We start from the raw sequence: 21,769 nt of genomic DNA on the forward strand, positions 1-21,769 counted from the left end.
TACTTAGTAAGGATTTTGGTGCTTAAGAAATAACTAAAGTCCTTACTACAAACTTGTTTACCTATTAAAGTTGGTGTGGTCAAGTACTAGGCAGATTTATCAACTTAAGGGGTGCAAGGAGAAGCACCAGTGGTGGTGTTTACGCAAGTATTCACAACAGTTCTAGCCACTGTTTTGATCGTATTGGGAAGAGGAGCATATCCTCGATTTATAGCTATCTGATCTGGAGTGGGGTTGGAGGAATTGGTAGCGGGAGGAACTGGCTGTGTTGAATTTGCTAAAGCCCAGTTAATGAAGGTTCTAATATGAGTTGCTATCAAATTGCCTGTGGTACTGTTTTGGTATACGTCATAAAACAGCGCATAAGTTGCTGCGGAAATTGGATAGGCAGTTGCAGCATTTGGATCGGCCAAGTTATCAATTCTAATCAGCCTGTTAGAAGGAGCAGTACCATATTTCACGATGGTTCCAACACTCAAAGCGCCTTGAATTCCAGCTGTTGTAGGACCAACGTATACATTTGCTTTGTTCTGTAAAAGTGCAGCAGGTAGACTTCTAGCTAAACGTGTAGCACTATCTACATAACCAATTGCACCATTATTGGCTGAGATTGCAGTGGCTACACCTCCACCTCCTGAAGCAGATAGGAAGGTGGTTGGCCAAACAACTGTGTTTGCTGGTGGTGTTGGAGGTACTGTACCTGAAGTACTTATGCTACCAACTCCTTTATCCCATATATTAGCTGCTTGAATAGTTGAAGTCGCAGCAGTCTTACATACAGTATTGAGATGAGTGCTTAAAACAAAGGTACTACCACTATTGTCACTACGACGTACAACTTTGATGGGTAAATTGACTGCAATGACTGCGCCGCCATTATCTGTTCTAATTCTGGAATCATTCCAATTTGTGATGGTGCCTTTCAAAATACCACAGTAAGTATTTCGGGAAAGCTTCAGTCCGGCTGCTGGTATGCTAAGACCAGTACGGTTGTAAGATAACGTGATTCCAACACCTACTACAGGCACTTGAATAGCCTTTCCGCTATTAGGTTTTCCAGTACCGATGGTGACTGTTTGTTCTATTTGTGTTCCTGCTAAAGGGTCGTCAGTAGCTGCAAACGAGACTGGGGCTAAAATGGTAGGGCCTGGTGATGCTAGTGGTACGGTTTGATTGAAAAAAGCTGCTATGCCTGCGCCGCTACCAACCGAAGCATATCTGAATGTGTCGTTATTAACGACTGGGCCATAAGTTCCAACTGGGCAACTATTGGTGATTGCAGCTAAATCAGCATTGAGAGATGGAGGATTTCCAACGCCGAAAACGTTAAACCATGAGCCTTTTGAACCAAAAGGACATGGATTCGTCTCTCCAGTACCTACAAACAAAGTATTTACAGTGCTTGCACCTAGACCATTTATGGAGGTTACTCCAGCTGGGGGAGGAGTAGTGGAAGTCTGAGCTAGAGATTTCTGAGTAGCTGATTGAGCAGCTAATAAACCAATTGTGATGGCAAGTACAGAAATTGAACTTGTCAAATTACTTAGGCGATCGCGGTAGAAAACCATGTCAAGCTCCTTCAAGTTAATTTTTGGGTGTTAACCCTAATAAATCCAAATCAAGTGTCAAACTGGCAATTATCAATAACCTTCTTTAAGGACAAAAACTGACACTGTAAAAATTATTGACAAATTAAAAGTTTGCACAAAGTGTTTAAGAATGTAGAGATAATTAAAAGCAAATTTATAAGAATTTTGAGCGTATTTAACTATTGTTAATACGCCAAGTTAAGTAATTTTTGCTAGTCAAAAACTCTACATTCTTAAAGTAAGTTCGCATAAATAAACATTCATAGCTTTAGTACAAGTAATTGGTTACTAGATACTATGAATTATGCCTTAATTCACATTTTCGGCTTCTTGTAACCTGTTAAAAAGCTACGTTTATTTTTACCAACTTACTTGTTTCGGATGGCAATTTTATCTTAAATTATGGAAATCACTTTATTTAATTCATATCCACAGCAGTTTGCACAAGCTACCGCCAAGGTACAAAGTAAGGAAAGTCATGATTTCACTAATTTTTTGAGAATGCTATGGCTAATAGCTGTTGAAATTTGCCAACGGAATTAACAGTATAGTGTTAAGGTAAAGTTCAAGTCATGATTACATTATGAAATGATTAAAAAAAGTTAAATGTATTTTTTTAATTTATTCATTGTTTAAAAAGTAAGTTTTTTTGAGGTTTTTTATTACTCTGTCCAAAGTAAAATCTAATTTTTTCTTGAGGTTATGAATTTGCTTGCATGACTCTTTTAGAGTGTTTAATAATCTATTCAATAAAGTATATACATTTTACAAATTAACCATAACCTGTATCAACGAAAATGCGTTGTTTCAGCAATTTATTAGTTGTGTAGGTATAGCCCAACCCAGGCATCGGAAAAAATAGCTGAAAAATCTAGCTATTATAATCAAAAACTTATAAGTAGGTCGGCATAAAAATTTGTCGTTGAGAGAAGGCAGGAGGGAAGAGAGTTTTTGTCTACTTTGTCTTTCTTTTCTTGCCTTGCTTCTCTTCTCCCCCTGCCCCCCGGCTGCCTTCAACCAAAAAATTCCTTAACCGAACAGTATTGGAGCCACTTCTGCTGGTGGCTCATTTAACCACGGAACTACATTCAAGTTAAGTGTTAACGATTTCAGCACTTTGATACATTGCTCAACTTTACGGGAACCGTCTTGCCGATAGAGGAACTAATCCAATTGCTAGATTATTCCAGGCAAGCAATGGAAATTTTTTATATAGGCTGACCTTCATAGGTGGCACAAGTAGCTTTGGCACATTGTTTCGCTTGGCATCACCAGATTTTACGCCTTAGCGGAGCTTAACCGTGTAGGTATCGCTTTAAAATAGCCCTGAACGCTGGCTTTCTGTTGTGCCTGTAAGCATACTCATAGAAATCCTAAATACAACTCAGCGCTCAAAACTCCGTCTGGAAAAGGAATTCAGATTTGACTCTAGCGATAGTGATTAAAGAGCGGTATGCTACCAAGGATTATCTCGCATTTCCAATGGATTCCCCAAACTCATAACTTTAAGAAGACTGTGGTAGTTCTGGTTAAAGGGACTTCTAAACAAAAAAACATCCAACTATTTATTATGGGATGAGCAAGATGCCCGCCCTACAAGATTGGATAATTTATTTCTTGAAAATCTCAAAGGCTTGAAACCTAGTCTCTCAAATCATGCATACTTAATTAAATAAGTATTAATGTTTTGTTAACTTAACTTAATATAGGTTTGTGTATAGTATAGGACTTTGCTAGCTATAACTTTATAATTTGAGGATAAATAAATGTTAGATCATGTAAAATTGTAATGCTTGTAAAATTTGAAACAACCAACACTCATAGTACACCATAGGAAAATTAGCAAATGTCTAGACAAAGTTCTCACAAGAGAAACTTTTTCAAAGCTTTAACTGGTAGCGCTGTCAAAGGATCTCATAAGTTAAGACTGGGACTGGAATCCAGTTTATTCATTCTGATTGAATCTATACCTTTTTTGATTGCTTGTGCTGTACTTGTAAGCGTTATCAGCCTAAAAAGTCCTATCCTGCTTTTTTGTTTACTAGTTGGTAGTTTAATTGCAGTCATTACCCAGCAAATTGGGCAGCAGTTTCATTTACCCAGGCGATCGCTAATATTATTGCAAATAATAGCAGCAGCCATCATTCTGAGTTTTTATTGGTTAGACTGTTTTGCAGGCCCCGCACAAGCGCAGTTTTTTGGGGAAGCTGAAAAGTTTTTCAAAAAAACTTTGAGTGATAGTTCAACAACAAATAGTGGTGGTAGCAACACAGCTGTAAGTTTGATATTTAATGTGTTGCGGGCGATTTACTTACTATATATTGCAATCTCCCTGGTCGGTGTGATCAACGCAGTGCGTAAAGATGAAGATTGGCAAAGCATTGCCAGAACTCCCCTATTAGTCGTTGTTGCTGTTACTATTGCTGATGTACTCACACGCTTTGTAATTGGCGATAGCAGTAAATAATTCAGATATTTCAAATGTCTCAAGAGCGGGAACAAGAATTTCGTCCAGTTAATCAGGTTCTGGGAAGCCAACCTTCTCTAGGGCCCATCCCTGCCGATCAAATTCTTCCTTGGACGGTGATTGCCTTAGCCTCCTACTTTATTATCAATGGAATTTTTGGGGGTCTTTTCCAAGAAGAATTTCAAAAATGGTTGTGGACAGTACTAATGACTGGTTGGGGAATAGGAACCTGGTGGATTTTAACTGGTGGTAGGAGTTGGAGTTTTTTAAGTAAATTTATTGGCGTTCCCGCTTGGACAAGAGGCTTTGCTCGTTATCAAAGCTTACTGGAAGTTAACCATGAAGCAAAAAATCGGAAAACAAAGCGTCGGCATCGCCGGAAACGAAAGTAGATTAACACCATTTGAAGATGCCTTACACTTGGCGACAATGTTACGTGTCGCTATGAATGGACGCGATATTGGTGCATACCTTTTGACAAAAGGCACTCAAAAAGATCGGTTTTGCTTTGTTTTTGGTTTTGACTGTAAGGGAATTCATACTACCTTAAGACCCGAACAAATCGATACACTTTTTAATAACATTGAAGCTGGATTAAAAGATATCCCTAGCGGTGAAAGAATGACACTGCACTTGGGATCTTTTAGCTCCGACAAAGAGCGCCAAAAAGAATTAGCATCACTAATCAAAAATGCGCCATCACGAGATATCAAATACTTGTTGATGGCAGAAAGAGCCAGAGTCAAAGAACTGACTGTTTCTGGTGTTCGCAAGCCAAAATTTTTGCGGATTTATGTCACCTACACCATTGAATCTAACTCACAACATGCAGATGATTGGATAGAGAAGCTTTTAGTCAAAGCTGAATCATGGTGGTTGAAATTCAAAGGTGAACTCTCAGAAGTAGAAAATCAGCGCATCGAAACCCTAATCACAAATGCTTACAAGCAGGGTTTTCTGCGTTGGGAACAGATTTTATCTAATCAAATGGGATTGGATATCAAACCTTTGACAGCAGATGAACTCTGGAAAGAGGTCTGGAAAAGGTTTAATGATACAGAGGCAATAGAGATTCCTCAGTTGATGACATTAGATGAACAAGGACTGCACGAGCAAGTCAATTCAGATTTAGCTAGTACTAAATTGCTCATAGACAATATCCACGGCACAACTTTGCTGATGGAGTCTAGCGTACCTTGTGCCGATCGCCGTTGGGTTAATGTTAACAATCGTTATATTGGCGCACTGTCATTTCTCGAAAAACCCGGAGGTTGGCCAAATAAATCTTCCCAACTGCGATATTTATGGGAATTATTGGCCAGAGAAAGAGTAGCAGATACAGAGATTTTTTGTGAGTTGACTGCCGCAAATCCAGCAATGGTAAAAACGACTTTGCAACGAGTGCTGAAGCAGTCAAACATGACGACAATCATGGCTCAAGAAAAAAGTAAAACCATTGATGTTAACGCTCAATTGAAGCTGAAGAAATCGGTAGCGGCGCAAGAACAATTATTTGAAGGTGCAGTCCCGATTTATACGAGTATTGCTATTTTGGTACACCGTCCAACTGTTGAAAAATTAGATGAGGCAATAAGGTATATTGAAAACTGTTTTCAACGTCCAGCAAGGGTAATTAGGGAAACTGAATATGCCTGGAAAATTTGGCTGCAAACTCTACCAATAGTTTGGGAAGGTTTATTAGCAACACCTTTTAACCGTCGTCAGCTATATTTAACCAGTGAAGTTCCTGGATTAATGCCTTTAGTTTTAACTAAACGGGGTGACAAAGAAGGCTTTGAATTGATTGCCGAAGAAGGCGGAACACCGGTACATTTAGATTTGTTTAATCAACACAAAAACTTAGCTTTGTTTGCAACAACTCGTGCTGGTAAATCGGTATTAGTATCAGGGATTTTAACTCAAGCTTTGGCGCATGGCATTCCTGTAGTGGCATTAGATTTCCCTAAACCTGATGGCACATCAACTTTCACAGACTATACAGAGTTTATGGAGGGGAATGGAGCCTATTTTGATATTTCCAAACAATCGAATAACTTATTTGAACAGCCAGATTTGCGATCGCTAGAACCAGAACAACAGCGCGATCGCTTTAACGATTATACTGCCTTCCTAGAATCAGCTTTAATGACAATGGTTTTAGGATCGTCCACTGAAAGTCAAATTTTATCGCAAACAGTGCGATCGCTACTCAACCTAGCTTTAGAAGCCTTCTTTACAGATGAGGGCATCAAAGAGCGATATCGACAGGCGATGATGGGAGGATTCGGCACTCTGGCTTGGCAGAAAACCCCTACCTTGAAAGATTTTCTCTATTTCTGCTCGCCAGAATACTTACAGCTAGATTCTTTAAGTGGCAGAGTTGAAGACGCTCTCAGCCAAATTCAGCTACGCTTGCGGTTTTGGCTCTCTAGCCGTGTGGGACAAGCTATTTCTGCACCATCTAGCTTTCCTACTGATGCACAACTGTTAGTTTTTGCTCTGAGAAACTTATCAGATAGTGAAGATGCAGCCGTATTATCATTGAGTGCCTATTCAGCAGCATTACGACGGGCATTAAGTAGTCCAGCTTCTATATTCTTTATTGACGAGGCACCAATTTTATTTGAATTCGAGCAAATCTCTGACTTAGTTGGCAGAATTTGTGCGAACGGTGCTAAAGCCGGTATCAGAGTCATCTTATCGGGACAAGATCCTGATACCATTGCCAAATCTAAAGCTGCATCTAAAATTTTGCAAAACTTGACAACACGACTGATTGGACGGATTCAACCAGTTGCAGTGGATAGTTTTGCAGATATCTTAAAATATCCCCGCAACATTATTTCTCGTAATGCTTCAGAAAGCTTTTTTCCCCGCAAAGAAGGTGTCTATAGCCAATGGCTATTAGATGATAACGGTATTTATACATTCTGTCGTTATTATCCAGGTTATGAACAATTGGCAGCAGTTGCTAATAATCCCTCTGAACAAACTGCCCGGAGTAAAATGATGCAACTCCACAACAATAAATATGAAGCAATTTCTGCCTTTGCACGTCAGTTAGTGGCTACTTTACGTAGTAGTTAATCGTGGAGTTGATCGTGAGTAAAGACCTGATTATGGGGCGAACATTTCGGTCGCCCGTAAGTAAAGGCGGACAAGATATTCACCCCAAAGATATAGTTCCACATTTAACTTGGTTAGGGCGCTCATAGTGCCCAACCCACAAGAATTTAATTTTGTTTTGTAACTTAGTAATTTCTTTCTTGTAAATCCCTAAATCATACTTACAGCAAACTTAATTGCGTCTACCTTTTTCAGGTACATAAATATGAGAAAAACTACCATTTTTACTTTGACATTGCTATCTTTAGCAATCCTACCAGCAATGGCACAAATTCAGACGGGCGGATTAGGCCAGGTTTGGACTGATTTTCAATCATATTCCACAGATTTGCAAAACTACCTTCAATATAATCTGAGCGACAACTTAAAGCCTGTAGAAGTACAGAGTCAAAATGCTCTGAGTAATGCCAGAGGAGAATTGAATATACCTAACCCTGTTATGGCTGGACAAAGAGTTCGTGATAATTTGATTCTCTACTCTTCTAATTCTGACTCCAGAGCGAGTCGCTTTGAGAATAATTCAGCAGTGCGGGGAAATTTAGTTAGTAATGAACTCAGTCGGGTAATTACCCGTGGAGTAGCGGTAGGGATTCTTGGCGAAAAGGGACAAATTCGGACAAAATCAAAGTTAGAAAATACTGAAGAAAGTCTGAAAAATATTGCGGGATTTGCCGATACAGCCGAGCAAAAGAGCCAAGATTTGCTAAATAAAATTCCCATTCCCAGTATTGATATATCTAAACTTGATCCAGCCACTGCGGTTTTAGCACAATTATTAAATGTCAATCAATCACAAACTATAAAAATCCAAGAGGAACAATCGAAAATTGTAGGTGAAACATTTGCTCAGACAATACAAATGAATCAGTCTTTGCAGTACTCTAATTTAAACTTGGCAAATATTTCCCAGCAGTCAGAAGAAGCAAATCGCGCTCGGAGAGTAGAAACATCTACCGAAGCCGCACGACTTTTGCGGGCGACTTCTCAACTAGATTTGTTTGGCAGAAAGCTTAATAAGTGAAATTTAAAATTGAGAAATCTCAATTCTTCTGATTCTAGAAAATACTTTTTTAAAAGACAGTTAGTTAACTAACATGCAATTTGCTATTCAACAAATTTTTGCCCAAGTAGGCATCGATGAGATTCTCGATAATGGTGCCGCAACCTCTCAAAGTATTGCCGAAGGTTGGGACAAACAATGGCTGGATTTATTGCAAAATAACACCAGTAATAACTTGTATGGAGCGCTGACAAATCTGGGTATTTTTTTTGCGGTAGGAACCCTGTTGTTTTTCATGATACAATTCCTCAAAGACTTACTATCCTACGAATATACTCGTCCCATATCAGCTTTAATTTGGCCTTTTATTGTAGTGATCCTCTTAAGTAATTCAGCCAATGGAAGTATTCTTTCTAATCTGACACTAGGAGTGCGGAATTTTCTAAACACTGTGAATCAGCAAGTAGTGGTATCAGCAGACGCAGACAAAATGTACCAGCAAGCACTGAATATGAGTGTTGCCGAAGAAGTAGCTGGCTCTTTGCTGCGTCCTTGTCAATCACTGACTGGCGAACAACAAAGTCAATGCTTTGTCAAAGCTGCCGAAAAAGTTAACATTCTTTGGCAAAAATATAGAGATATATATGGAAATAAAAATTGGATAATTAGACTACAAACTAAGGTAGATAATATTAGATATGGCACTGGCATTGTATCAGAAACCTCATTTAATTCTTTGTTAGGTTCTACAGTCCAAACGAGTATCAAAAACTTTTTAGTTTCGTTACAATATGCCTTCCAAAATTTGATAGAAGCTACGATGTTGCTGATAGCATCTTTAGGACCAATAGCTGTAGGTGGGTCTTTACTACCTGTAGCGGGGAAACCAATCTTCGCATGGCTGACTGGATTTTTATCTATTGGAATCGCCAAGATTTCATTCAATATTATTGCGGTGCTAACTGCCGCAGTTATTGTCAATGGGCCAGGTCAAGATGCTAATGTTGATCCAGATTTAATGTGGTTCATTATTTTTCTAGGGATTTTAGCACCACTTTTATCCTTACTTGTAGCTGCGGCTGGCGGTTTTGCAGTCTTCAGTGCTATCAGCAATACGGCTTCTTTAGTGAAGGAGAGGATATAAGTAACTCAAAATTTTCAAAGAATAATCTATCTAAGTATTGGCTATTTTCCTGACTGCTGACTATACGCAAATCATCATATATAATAGCTGAAGTTTTTTTGCAGGAGGAGATAAATAAATGGTGCGTCTACTAGAAAAAAGACAAAGAACGGGAAGTGTTTTGACAATTTTTGCGATCGCGTCCTTCAGTTTACATGTATTAGTTTTACTTTTATTCATATTCCAAGGGCTAAATATTCGCCAACTCAGTCTGAGAAAACCTCCCAACTTTGTGCAATTAATAGATGGTAAACCAGTAGGCAATATTGATGATTTAGCAAGAGAACCAGAAGCAATTCGCCGATTCATCAGCAAAACGATGATATCAATGTTTACCTGGTCGGGAACCTTACCACCACAAAATATCGAAGAAGTTGCAAATCCTAAATCAGATTTAGGAATTCTAATTAGAACATCCCAAGGTAGTAGCCAAAAAATTAGTACTAGCACTTGGATAGCAAGTTTTGCCTTATCAGAAGACTTTCGCAAAGGTTTCTTAAGCACAGTTGCAGAAATGACCCCGCCAGAAGTTTTCTCTGAAAATCCTAACCAAGTGATGACATCACAATTAATTATTAAGCGAGTTTATCCCCCAAAACAAATTGCACCAGGTAAGTGGCGAGTGGGGATGGTAGCCGACTTAATTCAAAAAAACCGAGTTGGTGGTGAAAAACTCGTCACTCCTTTTAACAAAGATTTCCTTGTCCGTGCAGTAGATTATTTTGGTAATCCCCAAGCCGACAATGGTACAGACTTGCAAAAAGCAATTTATAGTGTCCGCACTGATAAACTAGAAATTTATGAAATTCGTAATTTATGTTTGCTAGATGGGTATAACAACCTTAACGAAGATAATTTAAAGCAATGTGGGGCTAGACAAACCTCTGATAGCTTTATAAAATAAGAGATTTTTAATTCACTGAGTCATAGTTCAATTTATATAATCAATTATTAATGCAAATACTTAAACCAGAAAACAAGAGAAATAGCCCACTACCACTGTTGGCAGTAGGAACATTTGGTTTACATGTATTAACCTTGCTTTTACTAATATTTCATGGGTCTATGTTACAACAGTTAAGTCGGCAACTTTCACCTCAAAGTTTGGTACAGCTTGTTGATGGTCGCACTATAACAGTAGACGCTCAACCAAATTTAGAGCGACAGCCAGAGGCTATTCGGCGCTTTGTGGGTGAAACGATGAGCTTAATGCTTACCTGGTCACAACAACAGCCACCTACACAAGTCTGGGAAATTACCTCTCAACTTGTAGCTGATAATTTTAAACAAAAACTTAAGTCAGAAATTACTAATTTAAATCCAGATAGTCAATTTGAAAATGTTAGTAGAGGAACTGAGAATGTATTAGTCATCCAAAAAATTTCTCAACCGAAAGAAATCAGTAAGGGAAACTGGAAAGTAGAGATGTTTGCCAATCAATTAATTTTTAGCGGTTATGATAGGTTGGGAAAATCAGTTTCATTTAATAAACAAATTTTAGTTAGAGCAATAGATGAACCAGCAACTTCACTACCAAATGCGCCACTACCGACGCACTTCGCAGCTTACCGCCTTGGTGAAGCCAGATTAGAAATTTATAATGTCTGTGAAATCCAAGATAAAAATTGTTCTGGAAATCCCAACCAAGCTTTACCATGACTCGATACTCAACTCCTGCCCAAACGCCTCCTCAAAATGGATTTGCTCTAACCACCGACGATCGCCAACCAGAAGTAGAATCTTTTGATTGGGAATCACGGATCTCAAAGTTGGTTGGTTTTGAAGAAGAATCTTCTTCTGGCGATCTTCAAGGATCGGAAGACTCTGCAATGCCGCAAGAGTCGCTTTCTCAACCACAAGAAGTTCAGACTAAGCCACCCTTATCATCTAATCCCTTTGCAAAATTAGGCTTGGTAGGGGCTGCTACTTTAGCGATCGTTTTGGTGGGTGGTGTGTTTTTGTCCCAGTTGATGGGTACCAGCAATCAGAAGCCAAAAAATATTGTTTCCCCACCGGTGCGTGAGCAACCAATTAATGAATCGACCTCTCAACAGCTAGCAGTCGAAGTAGATACTCTGAAAACGAAATTAGCCCTGACTGAACAAGCACAGTTGGTAAGAGCCGCCCAACAACAACTCAGAATTGCCAAATCAACACCTAAAGTAGCCCTACGAGAACCATCAGTTTCTTCCAGAGGTACACAGAAAGTGATCCCAACACCCCCACCAATAGCTTACGCACCTCGAACAGTGACAGTTGAGCGCATTGTTAAAGTACCTGCTTCTCAACTGCCATCACCCCAACTACCAGTTGTGAAGCCAAACACTCAACCCGTAGTTAATATTGCTCCACCAGCTCCACCAAACCCATTTGAAGAGTGGGCAAAATTATCAAAGTTAGGTAGCTACGGTCAAGTAAATGCCAACGATCAACCTAATAACACGGTAGCTGCTTCTGAACCTCCAAACAATCCACAGCCGCAGCAACAGACACAAACCCCCAATCCTGAGCAAACTCCACAACAGCAAACTCCTGCTCCTCTAGTCAGTCAAGCGCAACAGCAGGGACAGAAATCTGTAGCAGTAGGAAGTAGTGCTAAAGCTGTTTTGGCGACGGCAATATTTGGGGAAACTACCAAGTCAGGCGGCGGTGGTGATACAGGTGAACAGAAAAACGTATTTGTGATCCGATTAAAAGAACCGCTAAAATCTACCGATGGTGCGATCGCTCTACCTGCAAATACCGAATTTCTAACTGAAATTAGCTCCCTCTCCGAACAAGGTCTTTTGCAGATGAACGTAGTCAAAGTTGTCTCGCAAAATAACGGCAACCCGATAGAACGAAGCTTACCCAACAATGCAATTATTATTCGCGCTAGCCAAGGTAAACCTTTAATCGCAAATAAATTTCCCAGTCAAGGTTCGTCCATAGCATCGATGGATTTAGGACTATTCGTCTTGGGAGGTATTGGGAAAGCAGCAGAGTTAATAAATCGTAGTGATACTGAACTCCAACCACTTACTTCACAAACTACCGTTGACGGCAACACCAGTAGCAGTACAACTCTTACTACTGTCACTAAAAACAGACGCGATATCGCAGCCGGGGTTGTAGAAGGTGGTTTGAACTCTGTAGTCCCCCAAATTGCCCAACGTAATCAACAGGCGATCGCCCAAATGTCCCAGCAAACGAATATTTGGTTTTTGCCAGCCGGCACAAATATTGAAATATACGTTAATCAAGTAACTCAGTTTTAAGAGGTAGGATTTATACAAATTTTAAATTTGGATTGGGTAAGGTAATTAAGTAATTAGTTTTCTTGCCATCTTCCCTATTTTCACCTATTCAATTAATCTCCTAATTTGCAACCATGACAAAGAATACTAACTTGTCAGGAAATAGCTCACGCAATTCTTATTTCCTACCTCTAGCTTCCTTAATTTTCTCGGTTGCTATGTTATTGTTGGTAGGACGTGCTGGTGCTAATAATGCTGTTCTGCGTTCCATCTTTTCCTGTCAAGCGCAGGGTTTAGGTGGACTAATACCTACAATCAAGATTTGGTATCAACAAGGAACAAACTTAAGTTTTATTCCATCTGGAGAAGTAATTAAAAAAGTTTGGTTAAACGATCCATCACAGGTAACTCTAGATTTTGATGGACCTGTATGTATGCAGTTTGGTCAAGAAGCTAATACTAATACAGGAGATTGTAAAAACTCCGCAGCAAATGTAATTCAACTCAGACGAATTAAAAAGCTAAACATTCCTGGACTTCCTCCTACTAACAATACACTTTTAACAGTTGTTACCGAAGCGCAAGGTAAAAATAAGTTATATACTTTTCGAGTGATATATGGAACAGATAATCCTGAATATCACACTTTAGCAATTTTTTCCGATCCTTCTGGTCAAGAAGGAGCTTGTGCGAAAGTTCCACAATAAACTTCAAAACTACCACTCAACAACGACTGAAGTTTAGCTTTGACAAAAAGCGCTGATGCTACGGATATCTGCATTGTGGCTTTCTTTCTAAAATCATTGCTTTAATGGGCAACTCTAAAAGAAGAGAGGCTACAAGGGTTAGGTATATTTTTGTTAGCTTTGTATTCTATACAATTAAGAACCGCTACACACCACCATTAGGTAAAGAATCATGAATGGGCAGGGTTGTATTTCAATCAATCGAAAAGCGCTATAGCAATCCGATAGCGAAGCGGTAGCGAGTCAGACGCTCCTGCGTCGCTAACGCTGCGCTATCGAGCGTCTTTGATTTCTAAACTTATTTGTGTAGGAGGCAATAGGCAAGAAGGCTCTTTGAGTTGTACTGAATTTTTTTAGAAATCAAATATGAGTCCTATATAACTTAACCATATTAGCTTAAGTTAAGTTGGCACAATAAAATCAAACTATGTAAATAAAAATGAACTAGGCTAAAACCCTTATAACTATTGCCTTTTGCCTTTTGCCTTTTGCCTTATCCCAACGACAATTATTTACGCCCAACTTACTTACTCAGGCATTTTAAGCCGACATCTTTATAATTCTTCAGATAAAAATCAAGCACAAATTTAAAATCTGTGTAAATATAAAGAAAAGCTTAAGAGGTTACAGACTCATGGTCACTGCGAAAATGATGCAACAGCTTTGGGCTGTAATCGAGTCTACCCAGGTCAACACCCTGCTCCATTTTGACGATGCTGCTTTAGTTCAATTACTCCTCCAGCAGTTAAAAGCCAAGCAGGTTATTGATGCTCAGGCAGATAGCAGCCTCAATACTTATATAAAATCTAAACTGCCTCTCATTCGTGATACGGCTGAAGGTCGGTTATCCTTCGGGCAAGGCGGCAATCATTAGCGCGAGAAATCGATTGCTTAATGCCAAGCATACGCTCAGAGTTGAAACAGTTGAATATTATGAATCACTGGCTAGTAATCGCCCTAGTAGCTTATCTAATTGGAGCCGCAATTGAAGGGGTGAGTACAGCCAGCCAGCTATCTCGTTCAGTACCAGAACTAGCTAAAAGTACACAACAAGCTCACCCTTCAGAGTCTGCCACTGGAACCAATTCGACTTGGCGAGTTGTGGCCGCTATCGCTTCAGTAAGTATCTGTGGAGCTTTTTTCTGGCCTTGCCGCCTCATCCATCGTTTAATGAAAGGGAACGTTAATTCGTAAATTTAAGCCTGGCTGAAGCTGGGGACAAAATATATCTATTTGCGGTTGGTAAATTATGCAGTTTGTTCTGGTTCTGTCGCTACCTTTTGCCCAATTTTTGGCTCGGTACCAGCAAACAGTCGTTCAATATTAGTGCGATGGCGCAAAATTACATATAATCCACCGGCAATCCCAAACAGAATATAGGGTAACGGTTGATGCAAAATTACCATGAAAATGGAAACAGCGATCGCACCTACAATTGAACTCAAAGAGACAATCCGCGATATCGCCACAACGACGGCAAACACACCGGCTGTTGCTAAACCTACCTGCCAACTCATGGCCAATAAAATCCCCAAGCTGATAGCAACAGATTTACCACCAGTAAAGCCTAAAAAAATCGATTTACTATGTCCCAGAATTGCAGCTAACCCAGCTAAGGTTACTACCCACGGTTGCCACACTTGTGCATCTATCGTTGGGGGAATAAAATTTTGACTAGAGGCAAACTTGAATAACCAGTAAACTAGAGCGATCGCTAATACTCCCTTTAAGGAATCAAGTACTAAAACGAATGCTCCTGGCCCTTTCCCCAAAGTTCTTAGCACATTAGTTGCGCCGGTGGAACCTGAACCAACTTCCCGAATATCAATACCTTTTAACTGCTTCACAGCAATATACCCAGTGGGAAAAGAACCCAGCAGGTAGGCTATGACCACAATTGCCCCACATCCGGTTAACCAAATAGCCATAATAAAATTTAAAATTCACACATTCATAATTCAAAAAACTATGTAGAAACGTTGCATTGCAACGTCTCTACTATGGACTAATTAAAAGTCATCATCATAGTTTCTCACGGTTTTGGGGTCAGGAGCAAAGGCTAACCACAGAGGAAATTGCAGCAGTGACAAACTGATTTGCTCTTCTGAATCGTCAATGATAATTAAGGGCAGTTGATTGGCTTTCGTCAATCGGTCTGCTTTCTGAGCGAGAGCATCAGAAGCCTCAAATAATACTACACCCCGGTCTGGGCCAAAATCTGGGCGACCGATTCCCAAACAGTCTTGTAAGCCGCGTCGCCATTCACCTAATCGCTCTGGTGTATTAGCTAAGACTAAAGTACGAATGCGATCGCCATACAGCTTGTGTAATATCGAAATTGCAGCTGAGGCAATCAGAATATTCTGTAAGCGGCTACCCATTGTCCGCAAACCACCCCGTCCCCCTTGGGTAAAAAACCAATTCGAGACTCGCTCTGCATGGATTGGTTCAAAGGTTCGGCGTAGTTGCCATGCTGGGCCGTAATAATCTGGTTTATTGCGGTATTGGTCAATTAGGCGGCGAATTTGCTTTGTAGTATCTTGAAACTGCTGTTGGGCAAATTGCGGTATTCCAGATTGGGGTTCAACAGGTTTAGCTTCTTTTACAGCTGGTTTTTCTCGTTCCACCACACTTGGTGTTAGTTGCAACTGTTCGGCAGCAACGGCTAAATCCTGTAAGCTACCCGTGAGATAGTCTTTAAAACCCTGCACCCGAATTGCCAAGTCTTGGGATGTACCAGCAAAAGTGGTTCGCATCTCGTTGCGGATACGTTCTTGACGGCGTTCTAGTTGTTCTACAGAAATTTGTAGGGTTTGTTTGCGTTGTTCTAACTGTACCAACGACTCTTGCACAAGTCGTCCCAGTGAGGTTTGAGTTTCACTCACTTGTCCTTGAAGGTTTTTGTAAGAAGCTTGCAGCTGAACTATTTCTTCCTTGAGGGCTGCTTCAGCCTTTTGCAACTCTGCTACTCGCTGCTCTGCTTCTGCATATAATGAATGATTTTCTGATTCTATTTCTAACCCCAGTGCGGTATTTTCCGGTTCCGACTGCGCTACAAACTCGCCATTTGAATTTTCTGTTAGCTCTACTGTAGTATCTACCACTTCTGCATTGGAGATGAGTGGCTCAAAAGTTGCGTAGTTTTCTGATGAGCTAACACCTCCTGTTTCTCCCACTGACTCAACAGATGGATTGACTGGATGTTCAACTGCATTGTTTTGCTCTTCTTTTTCTGCCAACCGCTCATCAATTGGTTCTGGGGTTTGAGATGCCTCTGGGTTCATAAACAATAGTGTAATTCCTATGACGCGAATAAATAGCTTTCAGAAATATTACAATTAACTTGCTATAAAAGTCCTGAGTCACAAGGGCTGAGTTATGAGTTGAGAGCAAAATGACCCAGCACTCGTGGCACTCAGCACTAAATACGCGGACAACGTTGTTCTAAGCAAGTTCTCAACGTGTTGGGGTCAAATAAAATCGGCAAAAAGTGAATACTTTTAATTTCTTTAAAGTAAAACAAAATGGGAACTCCATTCCAGAAGATCCGCCAGTTTTGCCATTCCTGGTAGGGAAAACGCCGAATCAATTTTTCACTTCTGTAAATATCTAAGTCGGTGACGGTAAATTGCAACCGCAGCGTTAACGCCTGAAACATGAGAAATAAGCCAAACAGTGTGAAAACAAAGCCTATCCACGGTTGTACCAACAGTAGTGGAATAGCGGTAATCACCAATACTATAGGTATATTGTAACTAGGCTTGAGTTCCACAGTTGATGTGGAGTTAGGAGCAAATGAACTGGTCACAGTTTTAAATCCTGCTTTATTAGTAAACATATCTCTTATTTTAAGAGTCAGAAGTAGAGACTCGATTAATCGCGTCTCTACAGGAGTGATGAGTTAAAACTCCTCACTCCTAACTCCTAAATACTCACTTCTCACTTTTATAAGCCTTTCAAAAATGCACTGCCAAGTCCTTGAAACATTAACCAAGAAAGAAAGAAGTTGCTAACAAATATAATTAGCAAGGCAGTCACAACAGCAGTTGTGGTTGACTGTCCTACTCCTTTAGCTCCTCCCGTTGTCGTCAATCCCCAACTGCAACCAATTACGGCGATTAAAATCCCAAAGCAAAACGCCTTAAGCATGGCGCTAATAATATCCCAGATCCCAAGAAAGTTACGGGCTGAGTCTAGAAATACCGTATCAGAAAGGTTGTAGACATTTGTCGCAATTATGAATCCTCCAAACATCCCTGTGATCAAAGACAGGAGGGTTAAAATTGGTAGCATTAAACAGCAAGCAATAACGCGGGGAATAACCAGATAATCGATTGGATCTGTTTTTAACATCAACATGGCATCGATTTGTTCTGTTACGCGCATGGTACCGATTTCGGCTGCAAAGGCAGAACCGACTCGCCCTGCCAAAACCACTGCTGTCAACACGGGAGAGAGTTCTCGTGTCAACGCTATAGAAAGCACCCCCCCTATAATGTTTCCTGCACCAAAGTTGATAAATTCCCGTGCCACTTGAATGGTAAACACCGCGCCGACGAAAATAGCCGTCAATAGGGCAATAAATAGGGAATCTGGCCCAACCGCTGCCATTTGTTCTAAGGTGTTGCGCCGATGGATTTTGCCCCTCAATAGGTGAACTAGTACTTGCCCACCCAGAAAAATCGCTGCCAGCAATCGCTGACTCCATTCTCCTAAACTGGATTTGGATGTAGTCTGGTTCAATGTTCTGTAGCTAACTCGGTAACTGCCTTAAGAATAGCGGAAGTCGTTGGGATAGGGAATGGGGGATTGGGGATTGAAAAGAGGCAGAGGGGCAAGGAGCAGAGGGGAAAGAGGTATATTATTATTTTCCCCCTGCTCCCATGTCCCCTGTTTCTACTCCCAACGGGGCTGAATATTAACTTAGATTAAAAATGCTCTCAGGAAAGAAAGCTATTATTAAAGGTGCTGCGAACCAATAAATAGGTGTTAATCTTATTTTAAACCTTTATTTTGCAAGGCTTTTAGAGATTTAAGACATTTTTTATATCCCCAGCACGTGTTGTAACTGGTAGCCATCTCTTTTAATGAAAACTTAAGATTTTTGACAGATTGTCTGCTTAGGAGCGATCGCACGTATTGTAGAAAATGACAAACCGCTATCTAGCTATTGTCATCTCTACTCACGGAGTTTGTCCTAAATGACTATTTTCATTAACTTTCTCCGCTCCTTAGTACTTACGATCGTATTTAGTTTTGTCGCTCCCATCTTTTTCGTTGGCGGTGGACTGCTCCTTTTATCCCTTATCGGTTCCTTTCCGGGTTTACAAGAGTTAACTGAGGCGATCGCCACTGAGATTATGCGTTTTCTTGCCACTTTTGGCAGTGGCACTCCCCTGCGTGGATTATTTGTAATTAGCTTGACCTGTAGTTTCGTCGGGTCACTGTTTGATACTTATGTTTACTATCGGTATCAAATTTTGCGAATAGATTCTTAAATGATGTGAATAGTCTTCGTCAGGTCTTCATGGGCTGTACAAGAGAGGAAAAATTGATATTTCTCAAAATGGAAGTAGTACTGGTCTTAACCTAAATAAGGATTAGTGTTGACTGAATGAATTTTTATTAATTAAATTGAGTACCGAAATTATTAATTAAATACTTATTATTAATTAGTTATTAGTTATTAATTACTGATAACTGTTCCGTATGCCCGACTGTAATAAAGCAAGACTAAAACAGTCAAAAAGCTAGTAAACTAAGGGCTTTAAAACTTGGAATTATGCAAAATAGCTAAAATAGCCTGTGCTAAACCACCACATTGGACGCTAAACTAGAGTTTGGCATTTTGTGTTGGCTACAATCTTTAAGGAATTTATTAGCATTCATCGAGAATATCAAATAAAACTCACTGCAAAATATAAAAACTTCCTTAAAATCTGATAAACATAATGCCTGCTCATGTTTCTTAACAGAGCAAAGAAGGTCGTCTGACCTCTGGGGATCTTATATTGAGTTTATTACGAGGAATGTTTACAGCTCATGGTTTGGCCGTTTAAGCCCAAGTTTAGAAAACAAATTGCGCGGATTGAAATTACTGGTGCGATCGCCGGTGCGACTCGCAAACGCGTCCTAGAAGCATTGAAAACTGTAGAAGAAAAAAAATTTCCGGCATTATTGCTACGTATCGATAGCCCTGGCGGTACAGTCGGAGATTCTCAAGAAATTTACAGCGCCCTGAAGCGTTTGCGCGAAAAAATTAAAATCGTCGCTAGCTTTGGCAATATTTCGGCTTCTGGAGGAGTCTACATTGGCATGGGAGCAGAACACATCGTATCTAACCCAGGTACAATTACGGGCAGTATTGGTGTGATTTTGCGTGGAAATAACTTGGAACGCTTGCTAGAAAAAATCGGTGTTTCCTTCCAGGTAATTAAGTCTGGCCCTTACAAAGACATATTGTCTTTCGATCGGCAGCTGACTCAACCAGAAGAAAACATCTTGCAAGAGTTGATTGACACAAGTTATCAGCAGTTTGTCCAAACGGTAGCTGATGGTCGTTCTTTAACAGTAGAAGCTGTAAAAAGTTTCGCCGATGGTCGGATTTTTACTGGACAGCAAGCTCTAGAGTTGGGTGTTGTAGATCGTCTGGGCACAGAAGAAGATGCCCGTCGCTGGACAGCAGAATTAGTCGGACTCGATCCGGAAAAAACTCTCTGCTATACCCTAGAAGAACGTAAACCCTTATTGAGCCGCCTTTTACCAGGAAGTCGTCAGGTTTCATCTGGAATTCGATCTGGAATTGATTGGCTTGAATTTGAAATGTCTACTAGTGGTTTACCGTTGTGGTTATATCGTCCCTAGCTTGAGTTAGGAGTTAGGAGTGAGAAGTTGAGAGTTTGAACTCCTAACTTCTAACTCCTAACTTCTAACTCCTAACTTTTATGTTTTTAGGAGGATTTTGGCGTGGAGTGGCAAATGCGGGCTATTCGTGGAGCAACAACTGCTTCAGAAAATACTGTTGAGGCAATCCGAGAGGTAGTGACAGAACTACTAGATGAATTGGAAAATCGGAATCAATTTCAGCCGACAGACATGATTAGTGTGACTTTCTCAGTGACACGCGATTTGGATGCGATTTTTCCAGCTGCGATCGCTAGAGCGCGTCCGGGTTGGGATAATGTGGCTATGTTGGATGTGCAGCAAATGCACGTCGAAGGTAGCTTACAGCGCTGCATTCGGTTCTTAATCCATGCTTATCTCCCAACCTCCGCCTCAATTCATCATATCTATTTACGCAACGCCGCCAGCTTGCGTCCCGACTGGAGTTTGCCTCAGCCTCTACAGGCATCACAGCCAGTACTTAAGTCAAAAGTATAATTTTTATTTTTAAATAAAATATATGTAGAATAGCTACTACGTGCTAACGTGGCTACTCAACCTACTGTGATTGTTGGGAAAATATTACCAGCTTGGTAGGCGATCGCACTCAAAATTAAGATGGTGAGTTGTGAGGATAGTTGGTAATGATTGTCCCATTTTACTTAGGAGAGCAACGAGACTCAGAAGGTCGAACAATTGCGGAAATATGGACTTGGGATTTTGAAGAATTGGAGTGCGTTCACGATTATATACAGTGGTTGTTTCCTTTGCCTGAGCGAAGTGCATTTAATCCTGATGCTCCCATTCTTGACCAGGAAATAATTGAAGTATTTCAAAGCAACCCATATCTACGTCAAAATTTGCTGCGTTCTTTCACAATTATGCTTCAGTTTTATGGGTTGCAACGCTACGAGAGTAATGACGGAAAAGTAATTATCAACCAGTCAGAAGAGTATCAGAACCGTAAAAGCGAATGGGTCTGTATATTCAACCATAATTATCTTCGGATAACCCGGATTTTAAAGTGCTTGATGACTTTAGGATTAGAGAATGAAGCTCAAGCATTTTATGAATGCTTGCAGCAAATTTACCATGAGGATAGTAATCATATTGGTTCTGAAACATTCCAGTATTGGACAATTGCAGTCAAACCGAATCAGGCAATGTGATAAGGCACTTCTAAATAAAAAATATCCCATCACTGCGGGACACTATGCGTAGTTTGCTTCCTTAAAGGGGTACGCTTTTAGGGCAGGGGGCAGGGCTTACTTTTCACGGCATCTGGAAAACCTCACTTCTATTTCTCTCTTCCTTTAAGGAGAGAGACTTTGAAATTTCCCCCTTCCCGCGTCGGCAAGGGGGTTAGAGGTTGTTTGAAAAATAGTTGGCTGTGATTTTAGGCACTTATTGATCACTCTAAATCTCTCTTTTTAATGGGGATTTAGAGGGATCTAAAACGTTTTGCTACCGAGAAGAGGACTTTTCAAACATCCTCTTAGAAGGTTAGGTTTTTGGTGGACTTTTCCATATAACGTGAAAA

20 protein-coding genes are annotated in these 21,769 nt (G+C 40.2%); 15 read left to right on the forward strand and 5 right to left on the reverse strand.

The window, feature by feature from the left end; translation table 11 throughout:
* Window positions 1-104: 104 nt before the first annotated feature.
* Entirely contained in the window at window positions 105-1,583 is a 1,479-nt protein-coding gene (locus NPUN_RS21485) for a substrate-binding domain-containing protein (RefSeq protein ID WP_234710962.1), read from the reverse strand.
* A 1,852-nt stretch (window positions 1,584-3,435) separates the two neighbouring features.
* On the opposite strand from NPUN_RS21485, the gene NPUN_RS21490 reads away from it, so the two are divergent.
* The 11 genes from NPUN_RS21490 to NPUN_RS21540 all read left to right on the forward strand — a co-directional run bounded on the left by NPUN_RS21490 (window position 3,436) and on the right by NPUN_RS21540 (window position 14,541).
* A complete protein-coding gene (locus tag NPUN_RS21490; RefSeq protein ID WP_012410597.1) occupies window positions 3,436-4,056 on the forward strand; it encodes a hypothetical protein in 621 nt (206 codons plus the stop codon).
* A 14-nt stretch (window positions 4,057-4,070) separates the two neighbouring features.
* On the forward strand, window positions 4,071-4,448 hold the full coding sequence (locus tag NPUN_RS21495; RefSeq protein ID WP_012410598.1) for a hypothetical protein: 378 nt from the start codon (window positions 4,071-4,073) through the stop codon (window positions 4,446-4,448).
* Window positions 4,396-7,143, forward strand: a complete 2,748-nt coding sequence (locus NPUN_RS21500; RefSeq protein ID WP_012410599.1) for a hypothetical protein — start codon at window positions 4,396-4,398, stop codon at window positions 7,141-7,143. The genes NPUN_RS21495 and NPUN_RS21500 overlap by 53 nt, the downstream gene beginning before the upstream one ends.
* A gap of 244 nt (window positions 7,144-7,387) precedes the next feature.
* Window positions 7,388-8,203, forward strand: a complete 816-nt coding sequence (locus NPUN_RS21505) for a hypothetical protein (RefSeq protein WP_012410600.1) — start codon at window positions 7,388-7,390, stop codon at window positions 8,201-8,203.
* A gap of 73 nt (window positions 8,204-8,276) precedes the next feature.
* Window positions 8,277-9,326, forward strand: a complete 1,050-nt coding sequence (locus NPUN_RS21510; RefSeq protein WP_012410601.1) for a hypothetical protein — start codon at window positions 8,277-8,279, stop codon at window positions 9,324-9,326.
* Window positions 9,327-9,444: 118 nt separating this feature from the next.
* Window positions 9,445-10,269, forward strand: coding sequence for a hypothetical protein (locus tag NPUN_RS21515; RefSeq protein ID WP_012410602.1), 825 nt, complete (start codon window positions 9,445-9,447; stop codon window positions 10,267-10,269).
* Between the two features lie 50 nt (window positions 10,270-10,319).
* Window positions 10,320-11,024, forward strand: a complete 705-nt coding sequence (locus NPUN_RS21520; protein ID WP_012410603.1) for a hypothetical protein — start codon at window positions 10,320-10,322, stop codon at window positions 11,022-11,024.
* Entirely contained in the window at window positions 11,021-12,622 is a 1,602-nt protein-coding gene (locus tag NPUN_RS21525; RefSeq protein ID WP_012410604.1) for a TrbI/VirB10 family protein, read from the forward strand. The genes NPUN_RS21520 and NPUN_RS21525 overlap by 4 nt, the downstream gene beginning before the upstream one ends.
* A 113-nt stretch (window positions 12,623-12,735) precedes the next feature.
* A complete protein-coding gene (locus NPUN_RS21530) occupies window positions 12,736-13,308 on the forward strand; it encodes a hypothetical protein (protein ID WP_012410605.1) in 573 nt (190 codons plus the stop codon).
* Window positions 13,309-13,981: 673 nt separating this feature from the next.
* Window positions 13,982-14,221 (forward strand): hypothetical protein, encoded by a 240-nt coding sequence (locus NPUN_RS21535; RefSeq protein WP_012410606.1) that lies wholly within the window; start codon window positions 13,982-13,984, stop codon window positions 14,219-14,221.
* Between the two features lie 59 nt (window positions 14,222-14,280).
* Window positions 14,281-14,541 carry a hypothetical protein gene (locus tag NPUN_RS21540; protein ID WP_041566350.1) on the forward strand — a complete coding sequence of 87 codons (261 nt, stop codon included), beginning with the start codon at window positions 14,281-14,283 and terminating at the stop codon, window positions 14,539-14,541.
* 53 nt (window positions 14,542-14,594) lie between these two features.
* Here NPUN_RS21540 and plsY read toward each other — a convergent pair whose 3' ends face one another.
* The 4 genes from plsY to NPUN_RS21560 form a co-directional block, all read right to left on the reverse strand.
* Window positions 14,595-15,275, reverse strand: a complete 681-nt coding sequence (gene plsY / locus NPUN_RS21545; RefSeq protein WP_012410608.1) for a glycerol-3-phosphate 1-O-acyltransferase PlsY — start codon at window positions 15,273-15,275, stop codon at window positions 14,595-14,597.
* Between the two features lie 81 nt (window positions 15,276-15,356).
* Window positions 15,357-16,631 (reverse strand): DUF3086 domain-containing protein, encoded by a 1,275-nt coding sequence (locus NPUN_RS21550; protein WP_012410609.1) that lies wholly within the window; start codon window positions 16,629-16,631, stop codon window positions 15,357-15,359.
* Between the two features lie 137 nt (window positions 16,632-16,768).
* A complete protein-coding gene (locus NPUN_RS21555; RefSeq protein ID WP_012410610.1) occupies window positions 16,769-17,185 on the reverse strand; it encodes a DUF3119 family protein in 417 nt (138 codons plus the stop codon).
* Between the two features lie 107 nt (window positions 17,186-17,292).
* Window positions 17,293-18,090: an MlaE family lipid ABC transporter permease subunit gene (locus NPUN_RS21560; RefSeq protein WP_012410611.1), complete on the reverse strand. Its 798-nt coding sequence runs from the start codon at window positions 18,088-18,090 to the stop codon at window positions 17,293-17,295.
* 458 nt (window positions 18,091-18,548) lie between these two features.
* Here NPUN_RS21560 and NPUN_RS21565 point away from each other — a divergent pair, with 458 nt between their 5' ends.
* From NPUN_RS21565 to NPUN_RS21580, 4 genes are all read left to right on the forward strand, one after another.
* Window positions 18,549-18,845 (forward strand): hypothetical protein, encoded by a 297-nt coding sequence (locus tag NPUN_RS21565; RefSeq protein ID WP_012410612.1) that lies wholly within the window; start codon window positions 18,549-18,551, stop codon window positions 18,843-18,845.
* A 544-nt stretch (window positions 18,846-19,389) separates the two neighbouring features.
* Window positions 19,390-20,211 carry a signal peptide peptidase SppA gene (gene sppA / locus NPUN_RS21570; protein WP_012410613.1) on the forward strand — a complete coding sequence of 274 codons (822 nt, stop codon included), beginning with the start codon at window positions 19,390-19,392 and terminating at the stop codon, window positions 20,209-20,211.
* Window positions 20,212-20,313: 102 nt separating this feature from the next.
* Window positions 20,314-20,727, forward strand: a complete 414-nt coding sequence (gene aroH / locus NPUN_RS21575) for a chorismate mutase (RefSeq protein WP_041565551.1) — start codon at window positions 20,314-20,316, stop codon at window positions 20,725-20,727.
* Window positions 20,728-20,873: 146 nt separating this feature from the next.
* Entirely contained in the window at window positions 20,874-21,398 is a 525-nt protein-coding gene (locus NPUN_RS21580; RefSeq protein ID WP_012410615.1) for an opioid growth factor receptor-related protein, read from the forward strand.
* Window positions 21,399-21,769 lie beyond the last annotated feature (371 nt).

The organism is Nostoc punctiforme PCC 73102 (assembly GCF_000020025.1).
Taxonomy (GTDB): domain Bacteria; phylum Cyanobacteriota; class Cyanobacteriia; order Cyanobacteriales; family Nostocaceae; genus Nostoc; species Nostoc punctiforme.

Excerpts from the sequence above, each read along its gene's own strand:
- sppA (WP_012410613.1), top strand. The coding sequence starts at position 19,390 with ATGGTTTGGCCGTTTAAGCCCAAGTTTAGAAAACAAATTGCGCGGATT.
- NPUN_RS21505 (WP_012410600.1), top strand. The coding sequence starts at position 7,388 with ATGAGAAAAACTACCATTTTTACTTTGACATTGCTATCTTTAGCAATC.
- NPUN_RS21520 (WP_012410603.1), top strand. The coding sequence starts at position 10,320 with ATGCAAATACTTAAACCAGAAAACAAGAGAAATAGCCCACTACCACTG.
- NPUN_RS21555 (WP_012410610.1), bottom strand. The coding sequence starts at position 17,185 with ATGTTTACTAATAAAGCAGGATTTAAAACTGTGACCAGTTCATTTGCT.
- NPUN_RS21540 (WP_041566350.1), top strand. The coding sequence starts at position 14,281 with ATGAATCACTGGCTAGTAATCGCCCTAGTAGCTTATCTAATTGGAGCC.
- NPUN_RS21495 (WP_012410598.1), top strand. The coding sequence starts at position 4,071 with ATGTCTCAAGAGCGGGAACAAGAATTTCGTCCAGTTAATCAGGTTCTG.
- NPUN_RS21530 (WP_012410605.1), top strand. The coding sequence starts at position 12,736 with ATGACAAAGAATACTAACTTGTCAGGAAATAGCTCACGCAATTCTTAT.
- NPUN_RS21565 (WP_012410612.1), top strand. The coding sequence starts at position 18,549 with ATGACTATTTTCATTAACTTTCTCCGCTCCTTAGTACTTACGATCGTA.
- NPUN_RS21510 (WP_012410601.1), top strand. The coding sequence starts at position 8,277 with ATGCAATTTGCTATTCAACAAATTTTTGCCCAAGTAGGCATCGATGAG.
- NPUN_RS21550 (WP_012410609.1), bottom strand. The coding sequence starts at position 16,631 with ATGAACCCAGAGGCATCTCAAACCCCAGAACCAATTGATGAGCGGTTG.
- NPUN_RS21515 (WP_012410602.1), top strand. The coding sequence starts at position 9,445 with ATGGTGCGTCTACTAGAAAAAAGACAAAGAACGGGAAGTGTTTTGACA.
- NPUN_RS21490 (WP_012410597.1), top strand. The coding sequence starts at position 3,436 with ATGTCTAGACAAAGTTCTCACAAGAGAAACTTTTTCAAAGCTTTAACT.
- NPUN_RS21500 (WP_012410599.1), top strand. The coding sequence starts at position 4,396 with ATGAAGCAAAAAATCGGAAAACAAAGCGTCGGCATCGCCGGAAACGAA.
- NPUN_RS21525 (WP_012410604.1), top strand. The coding sequence starts at position 11,021 with ATGACTCGATACTCAACTCCTGCCCAAACGCCTCCTCAAAATGGATTT.
- plsY (WP_012410608.1), bottom strand. The coding sequence starts at position 15,275 with ATGGCTATTTGGTTAACCGGATGTGGGGCAATTGTGGTCATAGCCTAC.
- NPUN_RS21580 (WP_012410615.1), top strand. The coding sequence starts at position 20,874 with ATGATTGTCCCATTTTACTTAGGAGAGCAACGAGACTCAGAAGGTCGA.
- NPUN_RS21535 (WP_012410606.1), top strand. The coding sequence starts at position 13,982 with ATGGTCACTGCGAAAATGATGCAACAGCTTTGGGCTGTAATCGAGTCT.